Annotated in this window: 19 protein-coding genes and 1 tRNA gene; 16 read left to right on the plus strand and 4 right to left on the minus strand. The window is 68.7% G+C overall.

Going from position 1 to position 19871, the window contains the following annotated elements:
• Window positions 1-56 precede the first annotated feature (56 nt).
• Window positions 57-2645, plus strand: a complete 2589-nt coding sequence (locus tag ACN28I_RS03820) for a galactose oxidase-like domain-containing protein (RefSeq protein WP_420940800.1) — start codon at window positions 57-59, stop codon at window positions 2643-2645.
• 76 nt (window positions 2646-2721) lie between these two features.
• Window positions 2722-3510 (plus strand): 4'-phosphopantetheinyl transferase family protein, encoded by a 789-nt coding sequence (locus ACN28I_RS03825; RefSeq protein ID WP_420940801.1) that lies wholly within the window; start codon window positions 2722-2724, stop codon window positions 3508-3510.
• A 115-nt stretch (window positions 3511-3625) separates the two neighbouring features.
• On the opposite strand, the gene ACN28I_RS03830 is transcribed toward ACN28I_RS03825, so the two are convergent.
• Both ACN28I_RS03830 and ACN28I_RS03835 read right to left on the minus strand, forming a co-directional pair.
• Window positions 3626-4273 carry a thioesterase II family protein gene (locus ACN28I_RS03830; RefSeq protein WP_420940802.1) on the minus strand — a complete coding sequence of 216 codons (648 nt, stop codon included), beginning with the start codon at window positions 4271-4273 and terminating at the stop codon, window positions 3626-3628.
• 545 nt (window positions 4274-4818) lie between these two features.
• Complete coding sequence (locus tag ACN28I_RS03835) at window positions 4819-5541, minus strand: hypothetical protein (protein WP_420940803.1); 723 nt, start codon at window positions 5539-5541, stop codon at window positions 4819-4821.
• Window positions 5542-5728: 187 nt separating this feature from the next.
• Between ACN28I_RS03835 and ACN28I_RS03840 the strand changes: the two genes are divergently transcribed.
• From ACN28I_RS03840 to ACN28I_RS03855, 4 genes are read left to right on the plus strand one after another with little or no spacing between them, the layout of a single operon-like run.
• Window positions 5729-6847, plus strand: coding sequence for a hypothetical protein (locus ACN28I_RS03840; RefSeq protein WP_420940804.1), 1119 nt, complete (start codon window positions 5729-5731; stop codon window positions 6845-6847).
• 10 nt (window positions 6848-6857) lie between these two features.
• Entirely contained in the window at window positions 6858-7727 is an 870-nt protein-coding gene (locus tag ACN28I_RS03845; RefSeq protein ID WP_420940805.1) for an AHH domain-containing protein, read from the plus strand.
• Window positions 7728-7731: 4 nt separating this feature from the next.
• Window positions 7732-8316, plus strand: a complete 585-nt coding sequence (locus ACN28I_RS03850) for an imm11 family protein (protein WP_420940806.1) — start codon at window positions 7732-7734, stop codon at window positions 8314-8316.
• Window positions 8317-8329: 13 nt separating this feature from the next.
• Window positions 8330-9097, plus strand: a complete 768-nt coding sequence (locus tag ACN28I_RS03855; RefSeq protein ID WP_420940807.1) for an Imm49 family immunity protein — start codon at window positions 8330-8332, stop codon at window positions 9095-9097.
• Window positions 9098-9113: 16 nt separating this feature from the next.
• Here ACN28I_RS03855 and ACN28I_RS03860 read toward each other — a convergent pair whose 3' ends face one another.
• On the minus strand, window positions 9114-9710 hold the full coding sequence (locus ACN28I_RS03860) for an SMI1/KNR4 family protein (RefSeq protein ID WP_420940808.1): 597 nt from the start codon (window positions 9708-9710) through the stop codon (window positions 9114-9116).
• A gap of 367 nt (window positions 9711-10077) precedes the next feature.
• Between ACN28I_RS03860 and ACN28I_RS03865 the strand changes: the two genes are divergently transcribed.
• The 6 genes from ACN28I_RS03865 (at window position 10078) to ACN28I_RS03890 (ending at window position 15067) form a co-directional block, all read left to right on the plus strand.
• Window positions 10078-10151: transfer RNA gene (locus tag ACN28I_RS03865), tRNA-Arg, on the plus strand.
• Between the two features lie 64 nt (window positions 10152-10215).
• Window positions 10216-11490 carry a CCA tRNA nucleotidyltransferase gene (locus ACN28I_RS03870; RefSeq protein WP_420940809.1) on the plus strand — a complete coding sequence of 425 codons (1275 nt, stop codon included), beginning with the start codon at window positions 10216-10218 and terminating at the stop codon, window positions 11488-11490.
• A 191-nt stretch (window positions 11491-11681) separates the two neighbouring features.
• The gene (gene mnmA / locus ACN28I_RS03875; protein WP_420940810.1) at window positions 11682-12770 is read left to right on the plus strand and encodes a tRNA 2-thiouridine(34) synthase MnmA; all 1089 of its coding nucleotides are present in this window, start codon (window positions 11682-11684) and stop codon (window positions 12768-12770) included.
• A 152-nt stretch (window positions 12771-12922) separates the two neighbouring features.
• Window positions 12923-13810: an SPOR domain-containing protein gene (locus tag ACN28I_RS03880; RefSeq protein WP_420940811.1), complete on the plus strand. Its 888-nt coding sequence runs from the start codon at window positions 12923-12925 to the stop codon at window positions 13808-13810.
• A 55-nt stretch (window positions 13811-13865) separates the two neighbouring features.
• Window positions 13866-14555 carry a type I phosphomannose isomerase catalytic subunit gene (locus ACN28I_RS03885; RefSeq protein WP_420940812.1) on the plus strand — a complete coding sequence of 230 codons (690 nt, stop codon included), beginning with the start codon at window positions 13866-13868 and terminating at the stop codon, window positions 14553-14555.
• Complete coding sequence (locus tag ACN28I_RS03890) at window positions 14552-15067, plus strand: hypothetical protein (RefSeq protein WP_420940813.1); 516 nt, start codon at window positions 14552-14554, stop codon at window positions 15065-15067. Before ACN28I_RS03885 ends, ACN28I_RS03890 begins: the two co-directional genes overlap by 4 nt.
• A 25-nt stretch (window positions 15068-15092) precedes the next feature.
• Here the strand turns inward: ACN28I_RS03890 and ACN28I_RS03895 are convergent, their stop codons facing one another.
• Window positions 15093-15740 (minus strand): hypothetical protein, encoded by a 648-nt coding sequence (locus ACN28I_RS03895; RefSeq protein WP_420940814.1) that lies wholly within the window; start codon window positions 15738-15740, stop codon window positions 15093-15095.
• A 28-nt stretch (window positions 15741-15768) separates the two neighbouring features.
• On the opposite strand from ACN28I_RS03895, the gene ACN28I_RS03900 reads away from it, so the two are divergent.
• From ACN28I_RS03900 to lepA, 4 genes are all read left to right on the plus strand, one after another.
• Window positions 15769-15951, plus strand: a complete 183-nt coding sequence (locus tag ACN28I_RS03900; RefSeq protein WP_043408044.1) for a ribbon-helix-helix domain-containing protein — start codon at window positions 15769-15771, stop codon at window positions 15949-15951.
• Window positions 15952-15979: 28 nt separating this feature from the next.
• Window positions 15980-16939 carry a UDP-glucuronic acid decarboxylase family protein gene (locus ACN28I_RS03905; RefSeq protein ID WP_420948559.1) on the plus strand — a complete coding sequence of 320 codons (960 nt, stop codon included), beginning with the start codon at window positions 15980-15982 and terminating at the stop codon, window positions 16937-16939.
• Window positions 16940-16995: 56 nt separating this feature from the next.
• A complete protein-coding gene (locus tag ACN28I_RS03910) occupies window positions 16996-17922 on the plus strand; it encodes an NAD-dependent epimerase/dehydratase family protein (RefSeq protein WP_420940815.1) in 927 nt (308 codons plus the stop codon).
• A gap of 137 nt (window positions 17923-18059) precedes the next feature.
• Window positions 18060-19871, plus strand: a complete 1812-nt coding sequence (gene lepA, locus ACN28I_RS03915) for a translation elongation factor 4 (RefSeq protein ID WP_420940816.1) — start codon at window positions 18060-18062, stop codon at window positions 19869-19871.

The following is a 19871-nucleotide window of genomic DNA, read 5'->3' on the forward strand; positions in this document are numbered from 1 at the left end:
TGGTGCCGCCCGTAGCGGAGGCCGCGGATCCGAAAGTGGCGGGGGAGTGGTCGCCCATGTCGGCCTTCCCGGTCTCACTGACGCACGCGCACCTGCTGCCCACCGGCAAGGTGATGTTCTTCGGCGAGTTCGATGAGGGGCTGACGCCGCCGCGGCTGTGGGATCCCTCCACCAGCACGCTCACGAATCTCCCGATGCCCGACTACAACATCTTCTGCTCGGGCCACTCCTACCTGGCGGATGGGCGCCTGCTGCTGACGGGCGGTCACGAGCTGTCCCATGTGGGCTACCCCTACGTGAGCATCTTCGATCCCTTCACGCTCACGTGGAGCCGGACGGAGAACATGAATGACAACCGGTGGTACCCCACCAACACCACGTTGCAGAACGGTGACGTGGTGGTGCTCTCGGGCGAGACCCATGCGGCGGGCACCAACAATCCGCTGCCGCAGGTGTGGGAGGCCAAGACGGGCAAGTGGCGCAACCTCACCACCGCCATCCAGGATCTGCCCTACTACCCGCGCATGTTCCTGGCGCCCAACGGCAAGCTGTTCTTCGCGGGCCCCTGGCGCCGCTCGCGCTGGTTGGATCCCGAGGGCACCGGCACCTGGTTCGACGGCCCGCTCAGCACCCACAACGGCCGGGCCTACGGCGCCGCGGTGATGATCGGCTCCAAGGTGCTCATCATCGGCGGCGGCTCGCCCGCCACGGCCACCGTGGAGGAGATCGATCTCTCGCAGCCCTCGCCCACCTGGATGGCGCGCGCGCCCATGGCCTGGCCCCGGCGCCAGCTCAACGCCACCCTGCTGCCGGATGGCAAGGTGCTGGTGACGGGCGGCAGCAGCGGCGCGGACTTCGATGACGAGACCCTGCCCGTCAAGGTGCCCGAGCTCTACGATCCCGACACCAACACGTGGACGAAGCTCGCCCCCGCCGTGGACTACCGGGGCTACCACTCGGCGGCCCTGCTGCTGCCGGACGGGCGCGTGCTGACCGGCGGTGGCCGCAACCAGCGCACCACGGAGATCTTCTCGCCCCCGTACCTCAAGCAGGACGGCGGGCGGCCCACCATCCAGGAGACGCCCGCGGTCATCACCCCGGGGACGAACTTCCTCGTCCAGACGCCGGATGCGGCCCAGGTGGCCAAGGTGACGATGCTGGCGCTCGGCTCGGTGACGCACGCCTTCGATCAGCACCAGCGCTTCCTCAAGCTGCCCTTCACCCAGGCGAGCGGCGGGCTGCAGGTGACCGCGCCCGTGAACAACCTCGCCGCGCCTCCGGGTTACTACCTGCTCTTCATCCTGGACGGGCGCGGCGTGCCCTCCGTGGGGCGCATCGTGAAGGTGGGCTTCGTGGCGCCGGCCGCCCAGAAGAAGATCGTCTTCAGCGACACGTGGAAGTACGACGACGGGGGCGTCGATCGCGGCACCGCCTGGCTCGCCCGGGAATTCGATGACTCGGCCTGGAAGTCGGGCCCGGGCCAGCTCGGCTACGGCGACGAGGACGAGGGCACGGTGCTCACCCCGGGCTCGCCCACGGTGTACTTCCGCAAGAAGATCACCCTGGAGAACATCGTCACCGAGGCCCACCTCGAGGTGCTGTACGACGATGCCCTCGCCGTGTGGGTCAACGGCGTGCCCGTCTTCTCCCGCAACATGGGCAACGGGACGGGCTTCCGCGTCTACGGCACCGGCTCGACGACCAATGCGTACGAGCGCACCCAGCTCTCGCTGGCGTCCAATCCCTTCCGCGTGGGGGAGAACGTGATCACCGCCATGGTGAAGCAGGTGTCCCCCAACTCGGATGATCTCACCTTCGCGCTCTCGCTGGCGGTGGCGCAGCTCTCCGGCCCGGTGCCGGACACGCTGGTGGTCTCCGCGCCCAATGGCGGCGAGGTGCTCCAGCCGGGCGTCTCCACCTCCATCACCTGGTCCAGCACCGGCAACGTGCCGAGCGTGGACCTCGCGCTCTCCGCGGACGGCGCCGCGAGCTGGACGCCCATCGCCTTCGGCGTGCCCAACTCCGGCGTGTATGCCTGGACGGTGCCGGAGCTGAACACCCCCCAGGCCCTGGTGCGCGTGTCCCGCGTCGGCGGCACCACGCCCCTGGCGGACACGAGCAACGCGCCCTTCACCATCAGCCCGCAGGTGAGCGTCATGGCCATCCCGTTCCGGTCCACGTGGAAGTACCTGGACAGCGGGGTGGACCCCGGCGCGGCCTGGAGCACGGCGGGCTTCGATGACGCGGCCTGGCCCTCGGGAGCGGCCCAGCTCGGCTACGGCGATGGGGACGAGGCCACGGTGCTCAACCGCACCACGCCCTCCCAGTCGAGCGTCTACTTCCGCAAGAAGATCACCGTGAACGGGACCGTCACCCAGGCCAACCTGCGTGTCCTCTTCGACGATGGCATCGCGGTGTTCGTGAACGGGACGCAGGTGTTCGGCCGGAACGTGGACAAGGGCGTTGCCCACGAGAAGTACGCGAGCGCCGGAGCGGAGAACGAGCTGGCGTCCGGCTCCCTGCCCACGGGCGTGTTCGTCCAGGGGGAGAACACCATCGCCGTGGTGGTGAAGCAGACGGGTGGGACGTCGCCGGACCTGACGTTCGACCTCGAGCTGCAGCTCGGCGTCGTTCCCCAACCGTGAGCCCGTGGGCGGCGCGCCCGCGCTCGGGCTGGCGCGTGCGCCCGTGACGCGATAGGGGTGGGGCTGGACATCGCCCATGATGCCGAGCCCTCCCTCCGAGCCACCCCTCTCCCTGCGTCCCGATGAGGTCCACCTGTGGGTGGTGGAGCCGGAGCGTGTCTCCGAGCCCCGGTTGCTCGCCGCCTATCACGCGATGCTCAGCGCCGAGGAGCGGGAGCGGCACTCGCGCTTCCGCTTCGACAAGCACAAGCTGCAGTTCCTCGTGTCTCATGCGCTGGTGCGCGTCACCCTGTCGCGCTACGCGCCGGTGCAGCCCCAGGCCTGGCGCTTCTCCCTCAACGCCTACGGGCGCCCCGAGATCACCGGCGAGGGCCTGCCCGCGCTGCGCTTCAACCTCTCGCATACGGACGGCATGGCGGTGTGCGCGGTGGTGCTCGGCACCGACGTGGGCGCGGACGTGGAGCACTCCGGGCGCCCGGGTCAGACGGTGGAGCTGGCCGACTCCTTCTTCTCGCGCTCCGAGGTGGTGGCCCTCCGGGCCCTGCCGGTGGAGCGCCAGCGCGAGCGCTTCTTCGATTACTGGACCCTCAAGGAGTCCTACATCAAGGCCCGGGGCGCGGGGCTGAGCCTGCCGTTGGATCAGTTCGCCTTCCACCTGGAGCCCGGACAGCCCCCCCGCATCTCGTTCGATCCGCGGTTGGTGGACGAGCCCGAGACGTGGCAGTTCGTGCAGGTGCGGCTCTCCCCGGAGCACCCGGCGGCGGTGGCCGTGCGCCGGACGCGTGGCCTGCCGCTGACGGTGCGCTGCCAGCGGACCGTGCCACTGGCGGGGGACGGACCGCCCTGGTTCATCCCAAGCCGCTAGCTAGGGGCCGACCTCGGGGCACCAGCGGACGATGTCCTCGCGCAGGGCCGCCAGCAACGGCTCGCGGGCGGTGCGCAGGAAGAAGTGCTTGCCGGGGAAGTGGCGGGCGCGGAAGTCACCGGTGGTCAGCTCGCGCCAGTGCTCGAGGCTCCGCCAGGGGCACGTGGGGATCCTCGTGCGCCCCGAAGACGGAGATGGGGCAGCTCACCGGCAGCGCGGGGAGCACGGCGTCGGCGAGGGCGAAGTCGGCGCGCAGGACCGGCAGCACCATGTCCAGCAGTTCCTTGTGGGCGAAGACCTCGGCGGGCGTGCCCTCGTACTTGCGGAGCAGCTCGATGAAGGCCGGGTCATCCAGGTCGTCGCGGGAGTCGCGGGGGCGGTGGGGCGCGCCGGCGGCGGCCATCACCATCCCGAGGGGCATGGGCGCGCCACGGACCTTCCAACGCTGCGCGAGGGCCAGGGCCACCCGGGTGCCCATGCTGTAGCCGAAGAAGATGAAGGGCTTGTCCAGCAGCGGGGCGAGCACCGGCTCCAGCGCGTCCAGGAGCGGGGGAATCTGCCGGAAGGGCGGCTCCATGATGCGCCGCTCGCGGCCCGGGAGCTGGACGGAGATGAGCTCGACGCCCGCGGGGAGCGCCGCGCCCCAGCCGGTGTAGACGGAGGCGCCGCCTCCCGCGAAGGGGAAGCAGAACACCCGCAGCCGCGCGTTGGGGTTGGGCTGACGGGTCGGGAACCAGGGATTGGTGGGGGCCGCGGGACGCATGTGGCTGGCGGGCACTGTGTCGCTTCGCTCCCAGAGCGTCAAGCCTGCCCGGCTGCTCCCGCCCACCGTGACGCTTGCGGCACCTGGGAGGTCATCCTTCCTCGGCTTGAGCAGCCACCTGTACCGTTCGCGCGATGTCGCTGTGTTCTTCATCTCGCGAGAGAAGCCCACTGCGCGCAAGCCGCTGGCGCAGTCCGCCCATTCGGTGCTCGATGCGCACGATCAACTACCTGCTCGGCGTGGCCACTTCTACTTCTCTTGTTTCTCTGGACGTGGGCGTGAGCGCTGGCCGGAGGGATTCGATCCCTCGGTCCTCTCCTGCTGTCCAGGTGAGCACTGCGAGCGGTTCAGCTCGCACTCGCCCTGGGCGATGCGCTCAAGCTCGCTCCAGTGTATTGCCGCTCGGCATCTGTCGGGTAGCGGGCGGGCGGGCGGATGGGACCTTCTGGAGTCAGAGGCTCGCGGCACACGCCTTTCGTGGAGTCGCGAGTAAATCCAGGCACTTCGAGTCCACGGGCGGACCGTTTCACATGGTGGGGACAGCGTCAGGGAGCCATGGCGAGCTGGATGAGGCGCTGCTGGTCGTCGGGGGACGCGTGGCAGAGCCCGGCGAAGGCGCGCAGCGCGTCGGAATCTCCGAAGTTTCGCTGGAGCTGTCGCTGGACGAGGGCGAGCTGGTCCGCGTCGTCGCTCAGCAGGAGGTCCTGCCGCGCATATCCGGCGATGCACGTGGATGCGACCTGATAACCCTTCCCGGCGAGTCCGCGAGCCAGCGCGGTGGCGGCGCGCATCATCACGAGGCAGTAGAGCGAGTCCGGAAGGGTCGACACCTCCCAGTTGAGCGCAGGCTCCTCATCGAACAGCCCGACGTCGGGTCGCGTTTCCTGGAAACCGAAGCGGTAACAGAAGGTTTCCAGCAGCAGGTCCGTGTCCTCGTAGGCCGCGGGAATCGGCCGTGCGTCCACCGTTACGTCGAGGCTCACCCGGGCCACCCCGGAGCCAGGCCCCTGCGTGCCGTCGTAGATGAGGAGCTGGGAGACGGGAATACCCTGCCCGCCATGGAGGACTACGCCGGTGATTGGCTCGCCGGATGGCTTCAGGTACTCTGCCAGCGCCTGCTCGCCCGCTTCGATGACCCGCCTCGCGTAGGTATCGAATCCGTAACAGCCCAGGGGCGCCGTTTCGTCGTAGCGAGGCCTCCCGCCGGTATGCCCTTCCGATGCGAGCTGATTCAGGGCGAGCCGGGGATTGCCTTGCGCCTCCTTCAAGGCTCGCGCGCAATCCGCGAGGGAGGCCCCGCTCCTCTCGCGCATTCGCTTGAGCAGGTTGAGTGGTGATTCACCTGCTGTCATGTCCTTGCACCTCCGGTGTGTCGCTGACCGATTGCTTTAACCGATTGCTTTATCGGCGTGTGAGCCACGTGATATCAGGAGGCATGTACCGAGGGGAGCGGCGATGGCATTGGCGTTGACCGGCATGGGTCTGCTCTCGTCCATCGGCCACGATGTCGTCACGACGTGCGCGGCGCTTCGCGCGGGCCTCGTCCGTCCCGCGCCCATCATCGGCACCGATGTCCTCGAACTGGATAGCGGCGAGATGGTCCCGGTGATGGGGCACCCCGTGAAGGGGGTCACCGAGGGCTTCCTCTTCGTCGGCCTCTGGACGCGGATGGCCGAGCGAGCGATTCGGGACCTGCTCGAGTACGGAGGGCTTCCCGACCCGGACCGCAGTGACTTCTGGCGCACGTGCGAACTCCTCCTGGTGACGCCCCACCTGGACCCGGCGCGGTTTCCGCTCCTCGACGGTCCGGTGGATGAGTCCTTCTTGAAGGACGGCTACGCGAGCACGCTGCTCGAAATCACCAGGCTGGCCATTCCAACGGCGCGCGCGCACGCGTTCCCCGCCGGGCATGTCGGCGTCGCGGCGGCACTCGAGACGGCGGCCCGCATCATCGAGGGCGGGCGCGCCGAGCGCTGTCTCATCATCGCAGTCGACTCCTATCTGGAGCCCGACACGCTCGACTGGCTGGCGGGGCACCGTCGCCTCAAGACGGGTGACAACCCTGTGGGACTGATGCCGGGGGAGGCGGGCGTCGCACTGCTGCTTGAGTCGTCGCGCGCGGTGGAGGCGCGCGGTGGACACGTCGATGCCTGGATTCACGACGCTGCCCTGGTGGACACCGGCAGCCCCCGCGAGAAGAAGGACGCTCGGCGGGATGGGAGCGCGCTCGCGAAGCTGCTTTCCTCGCTGATGCCGGAACTGCCCTTCCGGGGAGACGTCGTCGTGGACCTCAATGGCGAGCAGTGGCGGGCGCGGGAGTTTGGCACGGCGTTGGCGCACCTGGGGACGGGGCTGGCGGAGGCCCGCGTCCTGCTTCCCGCCACCTCGCTGGGCGACACCGGCGCCGCCAGTGGCGGGGTGGGCGTGTGCATGGCGGCACGGGCCTTCGCTCGCGGCTATGCTCGGACGCAGGAGAGCGTCGTGGTGTCGCTCTCCGAGACGGGCCAGGCCGCGGCCATCCGCCTGTCCCATCCTGCGCCACCGGGCGCATCACGACAGAGAACCCGGGTCTGAGGCCGAATTCATGTCGAGCAACCACGTCAAGAAGGACGACTTCAAGGACCTTCACCAGCCCAAGGGCGGTGCGGGCGGCAAGGGGTGTGTCTGGTCCTGGAACACGAAGTACGAGGTGGGCCACCAGTGCTCGTACCGTTGGCACGCGCGGGAGCACGCGCTCGCCGATGCCCATCTCTTCAACTATCCGGCCTACAAGAGCCTCTGCGTTGACCAACCGCCGGGCCCCGGTGACGTGTTCCTCACCGCTGCGTACCGCGGACCGAAGGCCGTCGCGCCTTCGAACAACTACGCGCTACGCAACAATTTCCCCTACAAGAAAAAGCCTCGGCCCGGACAGTGGGATGTCTCCCTGGCTCGCAACTTCACGGAGAGCTGGACCCGTCCCTACTGGCACAACGCCCACCACATCATTCCCCGGTCCGTGCTGCATGATCAGCTCGTGCTGGCGGGCAAGCCCGATGCCCGCGTCACCACGATGATCATCCAGGGCCTGCTGAAGGCAGGGTACAACCTCAACGACAAGGCGAACCTCGTCATCCTCCCCATGGACCGGGCGGTCGCCACCGCGCTGGGACTTCCCCGGCACCTGCTGGGGGACGAGATGGAGCCCCACGAGCCGCTCCAGGGCCGACAGATCGCCGACCATCCCGACTACTCCCGCCGGGTGCGCCTCATGCTCCGCCCGGTCATCAACCAGTACAAGCGGCTGATGGAGCAGAAGTTGAAGGAGGACCATCCCAGCCCTCCCGATGCGCTTGCCAAGGAGCAGGTCGTCCGCATCTCGGAGACCATCTACAAGGCCATCACGAAGGCGGGACCCTTCATGAAGGGCAAGTCCCTGGACGAGCTGCGGTTCGGGAACCTGGGGAGCCGGTGAGCACATGAGGTACTTCGAGCTCGAGACGCTGGGCGACGAGCAGGACCGGGAGCTCGTCTTCATCGAACAGGAGCCCGAGGAGTTCGAGGGGGCCGGCTACCGGCTCGCGGAGGGAGAGCCCACCGACGACGTCCATCCCGCCGAGGCCCGCATCTACCTGGACCCCTACAGCCCGGGACTGAAGCTTGCCACCCTGCTGGGCAACTCCATTGGGTACCTGATCGTCCACGCGGCCTTCGTGGAACTGCTACGGCGTCATGACGTGGCGCCCGTCGAGCTGCGGCCCGTGTCCATCTACAACCAGCGCAAGCGCTTGCGCAGCCGGGACTACTGGATTGTCAATCCGCTGCGGTTCGTGGATTGCGTGGACCGGACCGCGAGCCGGATTCAGTACGCGTCGTCGGACCCGACGCAAATCGTGGGCATCGACGAGCTCGTCTTCGACTCGAAGCGGCTGCAGGAGGCGCCGGACCTGTTCCGCATTCCCGAACAGCGCATGGGCTACTTCATCAGCGAGCGCGTCGTCCGGGACCTCCAGGGCAGGGGCTTCGACAACATCTACCTGCGGGAGATTCGCCAGCAGGCCTGAGCCTGCTTCCGCCATGCGCTCGCGATTCATCCCGGTCATCTTGTCGAATGCGGATGTGGACCTCGTCCGTCTCGTGCCCGCGCTCCAGAAAGGAGAGCCGGTGGGGTGGGCCTTCGCGCGGGCGTGCCGTGACTACCGCGCGCGTGGGTGCGCGGCCTTCTTCCTGACCGGTCGTCCGGACAGTCTGCACCTCGACCTCCAGCGGAGCGGCGCCGCGCACGCGAGCTTCTTTGCGCGGGCTCCGGAGGCCGAGAAGGTCACCAGTCGCGCGGACCCGTTCTTCGATGCGGTCGCCTGTGGTGATCGGGCGGCGGCGGAGCGCATCGCCCGGCACTCCCCCAGCGCGCCGAAGCTGGACCAGGAGCACCTGGAGGACTTCCTCTACGTGCGCTTCCTCATGGAGCGCTTCTTCCTGGGAGCCACCGAGGAGGCGTCCGAGCGTCTCCTGGGCCAGCTCGAGGAAGCCGCGGGAGAGGGGGCTCCGAGCGCCCGCGCTCGTGTGGGTCACGCCCTCTTCACCGGGAACGCAGAGGCTTTCCGGGACTCCCTCCTGGGGCTCATCGGTGAGCACCGGGCCTGGTACGAGACGGGCTTGCAGCGGGGACGGATTCCCGAGGAGCAGTGGGCCACGGAGGCGCACCTGTTCGTCGAGGGGCTGGCGCTCGTACGGCTCGCACGGGGCATGGGGATGGCGACCGACGAGGAGTACCCGCTGATTCCCTCGCTCGCGCTGACGACGCCACGTCTGGCCTACGACGCCGAGGCGTGGCGCTCGCCGTAGCAGCGAGCGGAGCCGCTCACGGCGCGGGAAGCTCGCGCGGGTGGTACTCCAAGGCGAACTGGTCCGGGCCCGGCGCCGCCACGAAGGGAAGCCGCGCGAGGCGCTTGCCGGCGAAGCCCTCCAGGAGGAGCGAGGTGAACGAACGCGCCAGTTTCACCAGTCTCGGGGGCGCTCCCGAGGTGCGGTGGTCCAGTGCGTAGAGGGTGCACTCGTCGCCCTCCGTGGGCTCCGAGGGCAGGAGGAACAGCTCCGCGCTGAGGTTGTTGATGAGGCGCGGAATCGGAGGGGCGCCCAGGACAACGTAGCCGATTTGAAGGGCTTTTTGCGTCACCGCCTGACGCTTCCCGTCACTGGCATCCACCAGCGAGGTGAGCCGGTCCCGGATGTCCCGGGGCGAGTCGAAGAAGCCTTTGGCATGCCAGGGTACCCAAATTTCGAGCAGGTCGCCGAAGCGGCCCGGGCCCAGTTCGGTGCAGAAGCGCCGGTAGCTCTCCGGAAGCCGGGCCTTCAGTCGCGCTTCCGTCCTGGCGAGGTCCTCCTCGACGGGCAGTCGCGTGGGAGCGCCGAGGACGGTGATGCCCGCTTGCCGCAGTGAGGTGTACCAGTCGGTCACGCGTGTCTCCTCGTCAGGGAGGGTACTGCCTGGTTCCAGGGCATCAAAGCGACCGAGCCCTTCTTCGTCCCCGCCCTGCAAGATGGGCTTGCCCGGTTTGGTGGACACGCCTCTGTCAGGTAGGCGCCAGGGTCGCGTGCGAACAGTGCCAGTTCGGCCAGGGCCTCACGTTCGTTGCGCGCGTCGAGCCGCCTGCTATAACGGGCCCCGTTGTGCATCCGCTCCAGTTGCCAACGGGTGTTACTGGGGCATCGTCGTCAGTTCCTTCTGGCCGGTGACGTACAGATTACGTACAAGGCCGGGGCGCTCGCGGTGGTAGGCTGGCGCTCACCAGAAAGAACCAGTAGTTTCAGTGGGTTGTTTCGCTGGTCCCGTAGCTCAGTTGGATAGAGCGGCGGTTTCCTAAACCGCAGGCCGCTGGTTCGATTCCAGCCGGGGCCACTTGGTAGCCCCGCTTCCGGTTCCCTCGGAGGCGGGGCTTTTTCATGCCCGGGGGCTTTTCCACATGTCGACGCCCGCCTCCCTCCTCGAGGCCGAAGTCCCTCGCCCCGTCCTGGACGTCATCGCCCGCCTCCACGAGCTGGGACACGCCGTGTTCCTCGTCGGCGGCTGTGTCCGTGACACGCTCCGGGGTGTCCACCCCAAGGACTTCGACGTCGCCACCAGCGCGCTGCCCGAGCAGGTGCAGAGCGCCTTCCGCAAGGTCATCCCCACCGGCATCCAGCACGGCACCGTCACCGTGGTCCAGGGCGGCACCCACGTCGAGGTCACCACCTTCCGCAGCGAGGGCGACTACCACGACGGCCGCCGCCCCTCCGCCGTCACCTTCGAGCGGGACATCGTCAAGGATCTCTCGCGCCGCGACTTCACCATCAACGCCATGGCGTGGAATCCCCTCACGCATGAGCTCGCCGATCCCTTCGGCGGCCAGGTGGACCTCAAGGCCCGCGTCGTGCGCTGTGTGGGCTCGGCCATCGAGCGCTTCTCCGAGGACGGGCTGCGCCCCATGCGCGCCGTGCGCTTCGCCGCCGTGCTCGATTTCACGCTCGACCCCGGCACCCAGGCCGCCATCCCCGCCACGCTCCCCGTCTTCCGCAAGGTCGCCCACGAGCGCGTCCGCGAGGAGTTCGTCAAGCTGCTCCTCTCCAAGCGCGAGGCCTTCGGGCTCGCGCTGCTCGCCGACACCGGGCTGCTCGACGTGTTCCTGCCCGAGCTCGCTCGCGCCGATCCCGAGGCTGCCCGGCTCGCCCGCACCGCCGCCGCCGCCGAGCCCGTCGACGTGGAGATCCGTCTCGCCGCTCTGCTCGCCGACCTCGTCAGCCCCCAGCAGGCCGAGGAGATCGGTGTCCGGCTCAAGTTCCCCACCAAGACCATCGAGCGCGTCCGCTTGTTGATCTCCTACGCCGCGCTCGAGCGGCATGTCGGGGACCCGGATCCCGCGCTCCGCCGGCTTCTGGCCAAGGTGGGGCTCGCGAATGTCGAGGCGCTGACCTCGGTGGCTCGGGCCCGGATCCAGGCCCGCGAGCCCTCGCGGTTGCCCGAGCTGGATGTCCTTATTGGCCGATTGCATGCCCTGGCCGCTTCGAAGCCTCCTCTGACGGGCAAGGATCTCGCGCTCAATGGTGGCGCCATCATGGCCACGTTGGAGGTGGGGCCTTCCCCCATTGTCGGAGAGGCCACGCGGTTTCTTCTCGAGCAGGTCCTCGATGAGCCCTCGCTCAATGAGGCGGAGAAGCTCAAGGACCTGCTGCTGACCTGGCAACGCGCTCGCGGCTGCTGAGGTCGTCTGGAGGGGAGGGGAGTAGACCCTCACCCCAGCCCTCTCCCAGAGGGAGAGGGGGCAGACACGGTGGGCAACCTGGGGTACGTGGCACCCTCACCCCGTCCCTCTCCCGGTGGGAGAGGGGAGTTGTCCGGGGTTGTTGTCCTCTGGCGTCGTTGTTCTGGCGTCGTTGTTGTCCTCTTCGTCAGTTGGGTCGCACCCGGACCGCCCGGCGTGTAGATAGGGGCGTCATGCGAGTCGTCGTTGCCATGAGTGGTGGGGTGGACTCCTCCGCCGCCGCCGCCCTGCTCAAGGAGCAGGGTCACGAGGTCATCGGTATCACCCTCCGGGTCTGGTCCTATGAGGGCAAGGCCCAGTGCGGCAGTTGCTGCAGTCCCGATGACATCGACGATGCCCGTGCCGTCGCCCAGACGCTCGGCATCCCCTTCTACGTCGCCAACGCCGAGGAGCTCTTCAAGGACCGGGTCGTCAGCCCCTTCGTCCAGTCCTACCTCGGGGGCAAGACGCCCATCCCCTGCGTCGCCTGCAACCGCGACGTGAAGTTCAACTTCCTCCTCAAGCGCGCCCGCGCCCTCGGCGCCCGCCTCGCCACCGGCCACTACGCCCGGGTCGAGCAGCAGGACGGCAGGTTCGTCCTCCGCCGCGCCGTCGACTCCGCCAAGGACCAGAGCTACTTCCTCTTCACCCTCGGCCAGCAGGAGCTCACCGACGTCCTCTTCCCCGTCGGCGGCATGACCAAGTCCGAGGTCCGCGCCATCGCCGAGCGTCATGCCCTCCCCACCAGCCACAAGCCCGAGAGCATGGAGATCTGCTTCGTGCCCGATGGCGACTACGCCGGCTTCGTCGAGAAGGTCGCCGGCCCCCAGCCCGGCGGCGACATCGTCGACACCGAGGGCCAGGTGCTCGGCACCCATGCCGGTGTGCACCGTTTCACCGTGGGTCAGCGCCGCGGCCTCAACCTCGGGGGAGGGGAGGCCCGCTACGTCCAGCGCATCGAGCCCGAGTCCCGCCGTGTCGTCGTGGGCCCCGCGGACGAGACCTCTCGCGACTCCTTCGGCCTCCTCCAGCCCCACTGGGTGGATGGGCCGCCTCCTCCCGAGAAGTCCGTCCTGGTGCGCATCCGCCACCGCCACCCCGGCGCTCCCGGCCGCGTGCACGTCTCTCCCCATGGGCTCGTGTCCATCCACCTCGACTCCCCGGCCCGCGCCGTGACGCCCGGCCAGGCCGCCGTGGTCTATGACGGTGATCACGTCCTCGGCGGTGGGTGGATTGTTTGATCCTCGCCGCAACCCCTGGGGCGTGACGCGATGCACGCCCTGAATTTGACCCGCCTGTAGGGGGGGCGTACCTTCCGGCCCACCTCGGCGCTACAGGCCGCGACACTCGTGTGGCCGCGCCGGGTTGCCGTACACGCGAGGAACGCCACGTCATGCGCGATGCCCACCGGATGAAAGAGAAGTTCGATGTTTCGCTCGACAACCGGCAGATCGTCAGCCTGTTGATCGCCGGGATCATCGTGATGGGCGCCGTGTTCGTCCTCGGCGTCGTGGTCGGCAAGAAGCTCGCCGGCAATGCCCAGACCGCCACCGCGCCGGATCTCCTCTCCGCGCTCGATGCCAACGCCCAGGCCCTCAAGCAGGCCCGGGAGGCCGAGCAGCCGCTCACCTTCCAGGACGAGCTCATGCGCAAGAGCGGTTCCGACGCCTCCAAGCCCGGCACCGTCACCGTCGCCATCCCTCCGCCCGCCCCCAAGCCGAAGCCCGTCGAGCCGCCCAAGGCCGCCGAGCCCCAGGTCGCCGAGGCTCCCGCTCCCACCGAGGCTCCGGAAGGCGAGGGCACCCCGTCGCCCACGGATGACGACTACGCGCCTCCCGCCACGGCCAAGGCCACCGCGCCCAAGGCCGCCGAGCCCAAGCCGGAGCCCAAGCCCGCCGAGACGAAGGTCGCCGAGAGCAAGCCCGCTCCCGTGCCGGGCAAGGTGGAGCCCGCTCCCGTGCCTACCCGCACCACGGCTCCGGCCCAGGGCGGCCTGAAGGACGCCATCGCCCGCGCCACCCAGCGTCCCACCGAGGCCGTTCCCGGCGGCGCCTTCACCCTGCAGATCTCCGCCTTCCAGAACCGTGCGGAGGCTGATCGCTTCGCGGCGAAGCTCAGGGACCGGGGCTATGCCCCGTACATCATCACCGCCGAGGTCCCCAACAAGGGCACCTGGTACCGCGTCCGCATGGGCAGCTTCCCCTCCAAGGACGCCGCGTCCCGGTACCTGACGGACTTCAAGCGCGAGACCCAGCTCCAGGCCTTCGTGGCCGCCAACTAGCTGAGACCACCGGTGGATGGTGGGGCGGCGTCCGGAGTGCTATGGGCGCCGCTGAATGGACCTCCTCGACAACGTCATCCAGCCGTACGCCTGGGGCTCTCGGACCGCCATCGCCGAGCTGCTCGGGCAACCCTCGCCCGCCGCCTCCTGCCAGGCGGAACTGTGGATGGGGGCCCACCCGGGTGCCCCCTCGCGCGTGAACCGGCCGACGGGTGGGGTGACGCTGCTGGAGGCCATCCGGGCCGCGCCAGCGCGGGAGCTCGGGGAGCAGGTGACGCGCCGGTTCGGAGCCGAGCTGCCGTTCCTCCTCAAGGTGCTCGCGGCGGAGACTCCGCTCTCCCTGCAGACCCACCCGAGTCTCGCCCAGGCCCGCGAGGGGTACGCGCGTGAGAACGCGCTCGGCGTGCCCCCGGGTGCCCCGCACCGCAACTACAAGGACGCCAACCACAAGCCCGAGCTGCATCTGCGCGCTGACGCCGTTCGATGCGCTCTGTGGCTTCCGCGGCGCGGACGAGACGCTCGCGCTCTTCGCTGCACTCGGCCTGGGCGCCCTCGAGCCGCTGCTCGCCCCGCTGCGTGCGTCGCCCGATGCCCAGGGCGTCGCGCGCATGTTCGAGGCGCTGATGACGCTCCCTCGCGAGTCGCGCAAGCCCCTGGTGGACGCGGTGGTCTCCGCCTGTGGCGCGCGGGCAGGGCAGGGCGGCCGCTTCGCCGGGGAGCTGCGGTGGGCCGTGCGGCTCGGTGAGCCTCTACCCGGGTGATCCCGGCGTCATCGGCGCGCTGATGCTCAACCTCGTGCGGCTCCAGCCGGGCGAGGCCATCTACCTGTCCGCGGGCAACCTCCACGCGTACCTGAGCGGCGTGGGCGTGGAGATCATGGCCAACTCGGACAACGTGCTGCGGGGTGGGTGCACGCCCAAGCACGTGGATGTCCCGGAGCTGCTGCGCGTGCTGGACTTCCGCTGTGGCCCCATCGGCCTGGTCCCGGCGGCTACCACGGACGGCGTGGAGTCCGTCTACCCCACGCCCACCGAGGAGTTCCGCCTCTCGCGCTTCCAGCTCCGCCCCGGGGTGTCCGCCCGGCCGGTGCGCCGCGGGCCGGAGATCCTCCTGTGCACCGAGGGTTCCGCCCGCCTGTCCGCCGGGGGCGAGTCCCTCGTGCTGCCCCGGGGGGCCTCGGTGTTCGTGAGCGCGGCGGATGGGGCCTACTCGCTCGAGGGCGAGGGCGTCGTCTACCGCGCCACCGCCGGCCTCTAAGCCGTCCGGTGCGCCGCCCGGTCAATCACTCGGCGGGGGTGCCGCGGCTCCACTTGTCCACGGTGCCGTCGCCATCCAGATCCTCGCCGATGCGATCGATCTGGTTGTTCTCCCAGTACTGCCAGTAGTCCACGCGGCCGTCCCCGTTGGAGTCCCGCTCCTTCCGGGCCAGCGTGCCCTTCTCGTAGAACACCCACTCGTCCGGCTTGCCGTCCCCGTTCAGGTCGCGCTCCCGCCGGACGTTGATGCCCTTCTCGTAGAAGAAGACGGAGTCCACCTTCCCGTCGAAGTCCAGGTCCATCGTCTCGCGCTCCCGCTCCTCGCGGGCGTCGTAGTACGTGGTGATGTCCACCCGGCCGTCCCAGTTGATGTCCATCTCCTTGCGGACCTTGCGCTGCCGGGGCTCCCCGTCCGCCCCTCGCTCCTCCACCGCGTACACCCACACGTCCGGCTTCTTGTCCCCGTCGGTGTCCTTCTCCGTCACCTTCTCGTGGGCGGCTCGCGACGGGCGGATCGGCTCCGGCGCCACCTGCTCCTGCGCCTGGGCCGCCTCCGGCTTCTGCGCCGACTTGTCGGACGCGCACCCACAGAGGCCTACCAGTACGAGTCCCAGCACCCACCGGCGCTTCGAGGGCTGGAGGACAGGGCTCGAAAACAGCGCTTCAAGGGACATGTAAGTCCATATATTTTCACATATCGCCATGGCCCGAAAGAAGATCAGCACCACCATCTACATCACGCCGGAGCAGAACGACTTGCTCAAGGCGCTGAACCAGAAGACCAAGGTTCCCGTGGCCGAGTACATCCGGCAGGGGATCGATCTCGTGCTGGAAAAGTACAAAGCGCAGTTACCGGGACAGGCCTCGTTCGACGAGCTGAGCTGAGCGCCGGGTCATGACCATGAGCAAGAGCATGAAGGGGCAGCGGGTGGTGGTGCTCGGAGGCGCGGGCTTCGTGGGCTCGCACCTGTGCGAGCGGCTGCTGGACGATGGGGCCGCCGGAGTCGTCTCGGTGGACAACTACATCACCGGCGACGAGCGGAACGTGGCGCACCTGCGGGGCCGCGCGGGCTTCGAGGTGGTGCGCCAGGACATCACCGAGGGGCTCTCGGTGGACGGGCCGGTGCACTACGTCTTCAACATGGCCTCGCCGGCCTCGCCCATCGACTACGCGAAGCTGCCGCTGGAGACGATGCGGGTGGGCTCGCTGGGCACGGAGCACGGGCTCAAGCTGGCCCAGGCCAAGGGCGCCGTCTTCCTCCAGGCCTCCACCTCGGAGGTATACGGAGACCCTCACGTGCACCCGCAGCGCGAGGACTACTGGGGCAACGTGAACCCCATTGGCCCGCGCGCCTGCTACGACGAGGCCAAGCGCTACGCCGAGGCGCTCACCATGGTGTACGCACGCTCGTACGGCGTGCAGACGCGCATCGTCCGCATCTTCAACACCTACGGGCCGCGCATGCGCCTCAACGACGGGCGCGTGGTGCCCGCCTTCGTGGGCCAGGCCCTGCGCGGCGAGGACTTCACCGTCTTCGGGGACGGCACCCAGACGCGCTCCTTCTGTTACGTGCGCGACCTGGTGGACGGCCTGGTGCGGCTGGCCCTCTCGGACACCCCCGAGCCCGTCAACATCGGAAATCCCCGCGAGATGACCATGCTCGAGTTCGCCGAGGCGGTGCGCGCCGCGGCCGGCGGGGGAGGGCGGATCGTCCACAAGCCACTGCCCAAGGACGACCCCAAGCAGCGCCGCCCGGACATCACCCGGGCCCGGCAGGTGCTCGGGTGGGAGCCGAGGGTACCCCTGGAGGAGGGTTTGCGGGAGACGATCGCGTGGTTCCGATCGGTTGCCGGAAGGGGACCCACCCCCTAACTTTCGCGCCAAACTTTCTCATCTGGTAGCCACCTGAGAGTGGCGGGAGCGGCACGTTGAAAGTCCTGGTGACTGGTGGGGCGGGGTTCATTGGCTCGCACGTGTGCGACGCCTTCGTGCGCGCGGGGCATGAGGTCATCGCCCTCGACAACCTGTCGAGTGGCAAGAAGGAGAACCTGGATCCCCGGGTCCGCCTGGAGGTGATCGACATCCGGGCCCCCGAGGCCGCGCAGCTCATCCGCGCCGAGCGCCCCCAGGTGATGCTGCACCTGGCCGCCCAGATGGACGTGCGCCGCAGCGTGGAGGATCCCCGCTTCGACGCGGAGGCCAACATCCTCGGCTTCCTCAACCTGCTGGAGGCCTCGCGCCAGGCGGGTGTCCAGAAGGTGGTGTTCAGCTCGACCGGCGGGGCCATCTACGGCGAGCAGGACGTCTTCCCCGCGCCCGAGTCCCATGCGACGCGGCCGGTGTCGCCCTACGGCGTCTCCAAGGCCTCGGGTGAGCTGTACCTCGGCTACTACAAGGCCCAGTACGGGATGAACTACGTGGCCCTGCGGTACGCCAACGTGTACGGCCCGCGGCAGAACCCGCACGGCGAGGCCGGCGTGGTGTCCATCTTCTGCCAGCGCCTGCTCGGCGGGAAGGACTGCACCATCTTCGGCGAGGGCAAGCAGACGCGGGACTTCGTCTACGTGGAGGACGTGGCGCGCGCCAACCTGCTGGCCGTGGAGAAGGACGTGGTGGGCCCGGTGAACATCGGCACCGGCGTGGAGACGGACATCAACCAGCTCTACACCCTGCTGGCCCAATCGGCGGGGGTGGACAAGCCGGCCATCCGCGCTCCCGGCAGGCCGGGCGAGCAGATGCGCTCCTGCGTGGACAACGCGCTGGCGCGCCGGGTGCTCGGCTGGCAGCCCACGGTGGCGCTGCCCGAGGGCCTTCGCCGCACGGTGTCGTTCTTCCGGGAGCACGCCGCCCGTTAGCCGGCTGGCCCCCCTCCGGGGTGGGTGACACGTCCGGTGGGAATACGCTTGCTCGCCGGACGTTCGGATGCATGGATTTCGGGGGGCTTCGGTGTTACTCAAGCCGGCTTCGGTAGTACCCCCGAGGCCCCCCTACCATGCCGGCCGACAACGCTCACATCCGCAATTTCTCGATCATCGCCCACATCGACCACGGGAAGTCCACCCTGGCCGATCGCCTGCTCGGTGCCACCGGAACGGTGACCAAGCGCGAGGCGCAGGACCAGTTCCTCGACAACATGGAGCTGGAGCGCGAGCGCGGAATCACCATCAAGGCCCAGTCCGTGCGGATGAACTACACCGCCAACGACGGGCAGAAGTACGTGCTCAACCTCATCGACACCCCGGGACACGTGGACTTCGCCTACGAGGTGAGCCGCTCGCTCGCCGCGTGCGAGGGCGCCCTCCTGGTCGTGGACGCCACCCAGGGCGTCGAGGCCCAGACGCTCGCCAACGTCTACATGGCCCTGGATCACAACCTGGAGATCATCCCGGTCATCAACAAGATCGATCTGCCGAGCGCCGACGTGGATCGCACGCGCCAGGAGATCGAGGACGTGATCGGCATCGACGGCTCCAACGCCGTGCCGGCCTCCGCCAAGGAAGGCATCGGCATCAAGGACATCCTCGAGGCGGTGGTGAAGAACGTGCCGCCGCCCGCGGGTGATCCGGCCGCGCCGCTCCGGGCCCTCATCTTCGATAGCTGGTACGACAACTACCGCGGCGTGGTGACGCTGGTGCGCGTGCTCGAGGGCACGCTCAAGCTCAAGCAGAAGATCAAGCTGTGGAGCAACAACAAGGCCTTCGAGGTGCAGGAGCTGGGCGTCTTCAGCCCGTTCTCCCGCCCGGTGCAGCAGCTCATGGCCGGCGAGGTGGGCGTGCTGGTGGCCAACGTGAAGGAGCTCCAGGACGCCAAGGTGGGTGACACCGTGACGGAGGAGCTGCGTCCCACGGACGCGCCCTTCCCGGGCTTCAAGGAAGTGAAGCCCATGGTGTTCTCCGGCATCTTCCCGGTGGACTCCGAGCAGTACGAGGGCCTGCGCGACGCGCTCGCCAAGCTCAAGCTCAACGACGCGGCCTTCACCTACGAGCCCGAGTCCTCCACGGCGCTCGGCTTCGGTTTCCGCTGCGGCTACCTGGGCCTGCTGCACATGGAGATCGTCCAGGAGCGCCTGGAGCGCGAGTACAACCTGTCGCTCATCACCACGGCGCCCTCGGTGGTCTACCGGATCACCGACTCGCAGGGCGAGGTGCTGCACGTGGACAACCCGGCCAAGCTGCCGCCGGTGCAGAAGATCGCCAAGTTCGAGGAGCCCGTCCTCACCTGCCACATCCACGTGCCCAACGACTACCTGGGCGCGGTGCTCAAGCTGTGCCAGGACCGGCGCGGCGTGCAGAAGGACATGAAGTACCTGGGCTCCAGCGGCACGCGCGTGCAGGTGACGTACGAGATGCCCCTGGCCGAGGTCGTCTTCGACTTCTTCGACAAGCTCAAGAGCGTCACGCGCGGCTACGCCAGCCTCGACTACGAGCTGGCCGGCTACGTGGAGGCGGACCTGGTGCGTCTGGACATCCTCATCAACGGAGACCCCGTGGACGCGCTCAGCGTCATCGTCCACAAGGAGCGCGCCTACCAGCGCGGCCGCGAGGTGTGCCAGAAGCTCAAGGAGGTCATCCCGAAGCAGATGTACGAGGTGGCCATCCAGGGTGCCATCGGCGCGAAGATCATCTCGCGCGAGACGATCTCCGCCATCCGCAAGAACGTGCTCGCCAAGTGCTACGGCGGCGACATCAGCCGCAAGCGCAAGCTCCTCGAGAAGCAGAAGGAGGGCAAGAAGCGCATGAAGCAGGTGGGCTCGGTGGAGATCCCGCAGGAGGCCTTCCTCGCGGTGTTGAAGACGGAGGAATAG

Origin of the sequence: Archangium gephyra (assembly GCF_049060025.1) — a bacterium.
In the GTDB taxonomy this organism is placed as follows: domain Bacteria; phylum Myxococcota; class Myxococcia; order Myxococcales; family Myxococcaceae; genus Archangium; species Archangium gephyra_A.

What these genes read in the sequence shown, in the direction of transcription:
- ACN28I_RS03820 (WP_420940800.1), top strand. Translation starts at nt 57, where the DNA reads ATGTCGGCCTTCCCGGTCTCACTGACGCACGCGCACCTGCTGCCCACC.
- ACN28I_RS03825 (WP_420940801.1), top strand. Translation starts at nt 2,722, where the DNA reads ATGATGCCGAGCCCTCCCTCCGAGCCACCCCTCTCCCTGCGTCCCGAT.
- ACN28I_RS03830 (WP_420940802.1), bottom strand. Translation starts at nt 4,273, where the DNA reads ATGCGTCCCGCGGCCCCCACCAATCCCTGGTTCCCGACCCGTCAGCCC.
- ACN28I_RS03840 (WP_420940804.1), top strand. Translation starts at nt 5,729, where the DNA reads ATGGCATTGGCGTTGACCGGCATGGGTCTGCTCTCGTCCATCGGCCAC.
- ACN28I_RS03845 (WP_420940805.1), top strand. Translation starts at nt 6,858, where the DNA reads ATGTCGAGCAACCACGTCAAGAAGGACGACTTCAAGGACCTTCACCAG.
- ACN28I_RS03850 (WP_420940806.1), top strand. Translation starts at nt 7,732, where the DNA reads ATGAGGTACTTCGAGCTCGAGACGCTGGGCGACGAGCAGGACCGGGAG.
- ACN28I_RS03855 (WP_420940807.1), top strand. Translation starts at nt 8,330, where the DNA reads ATGCGCTCGCGATTCATCCCGGTCATCTTGTCGAATGCGGATGTGGAC.
- ACN28I_RS03870 (WP_420940809.1), top strand. Translation starts at nt 10,216, where the DNA reads ATGTCGACGCCCGCCTCCCTCCTCGAGGCCGAAGTCCCTCGCCCCGTC.
- ACN28I_RS03880 (WP_420940811.1), top strand. Translation starts at nt 12,923, where the DNA reads ATGCGCGATGCCCACCGGATGAAAGAGAAGTTCGATGTTTCGCTCGAC.
- ACN28I_RS03885 (WP_420940812.1), top strand. Translation starts at nt 13,866, where the DNA reads ATGGACCTCCTCGACAACGTCATCCAGCCGTACGCCTGGGGCTCTCGG.
- ACN28I_RS03895 (WP_420940814.1), bottom strand. Translation starts at nt 15,740, where the DNA reads ATGTCCCTTGAAGCGCTGTTTTCGAGCCCTGTCCTCCAGCCCTCGAAG.
- ACN28I_RS03900 (WP_043408044.1), top strand. Translation starts at nt 15,769, where the DNA reads ATGGCCCGAAAGAAGATCAGCACCACCATCTACATCACGCCGGAGCAG.
- ACN28I_RS03905 (WP_420948559.1), top strand. Translation starts at nt 15,980, where the DNA reads ATGAAGGGGCAGCGGGTGGTGGTGCTCGGAGGCGCGGGCTTCGTGGGC.
- lepA (WP_420940816.1), top strand. Translation starts at nt 18,060, where the DNA reads ATGCCGGCCGACAACGCTCACATCCGCAATTTCTCGATCATCGCCCAC.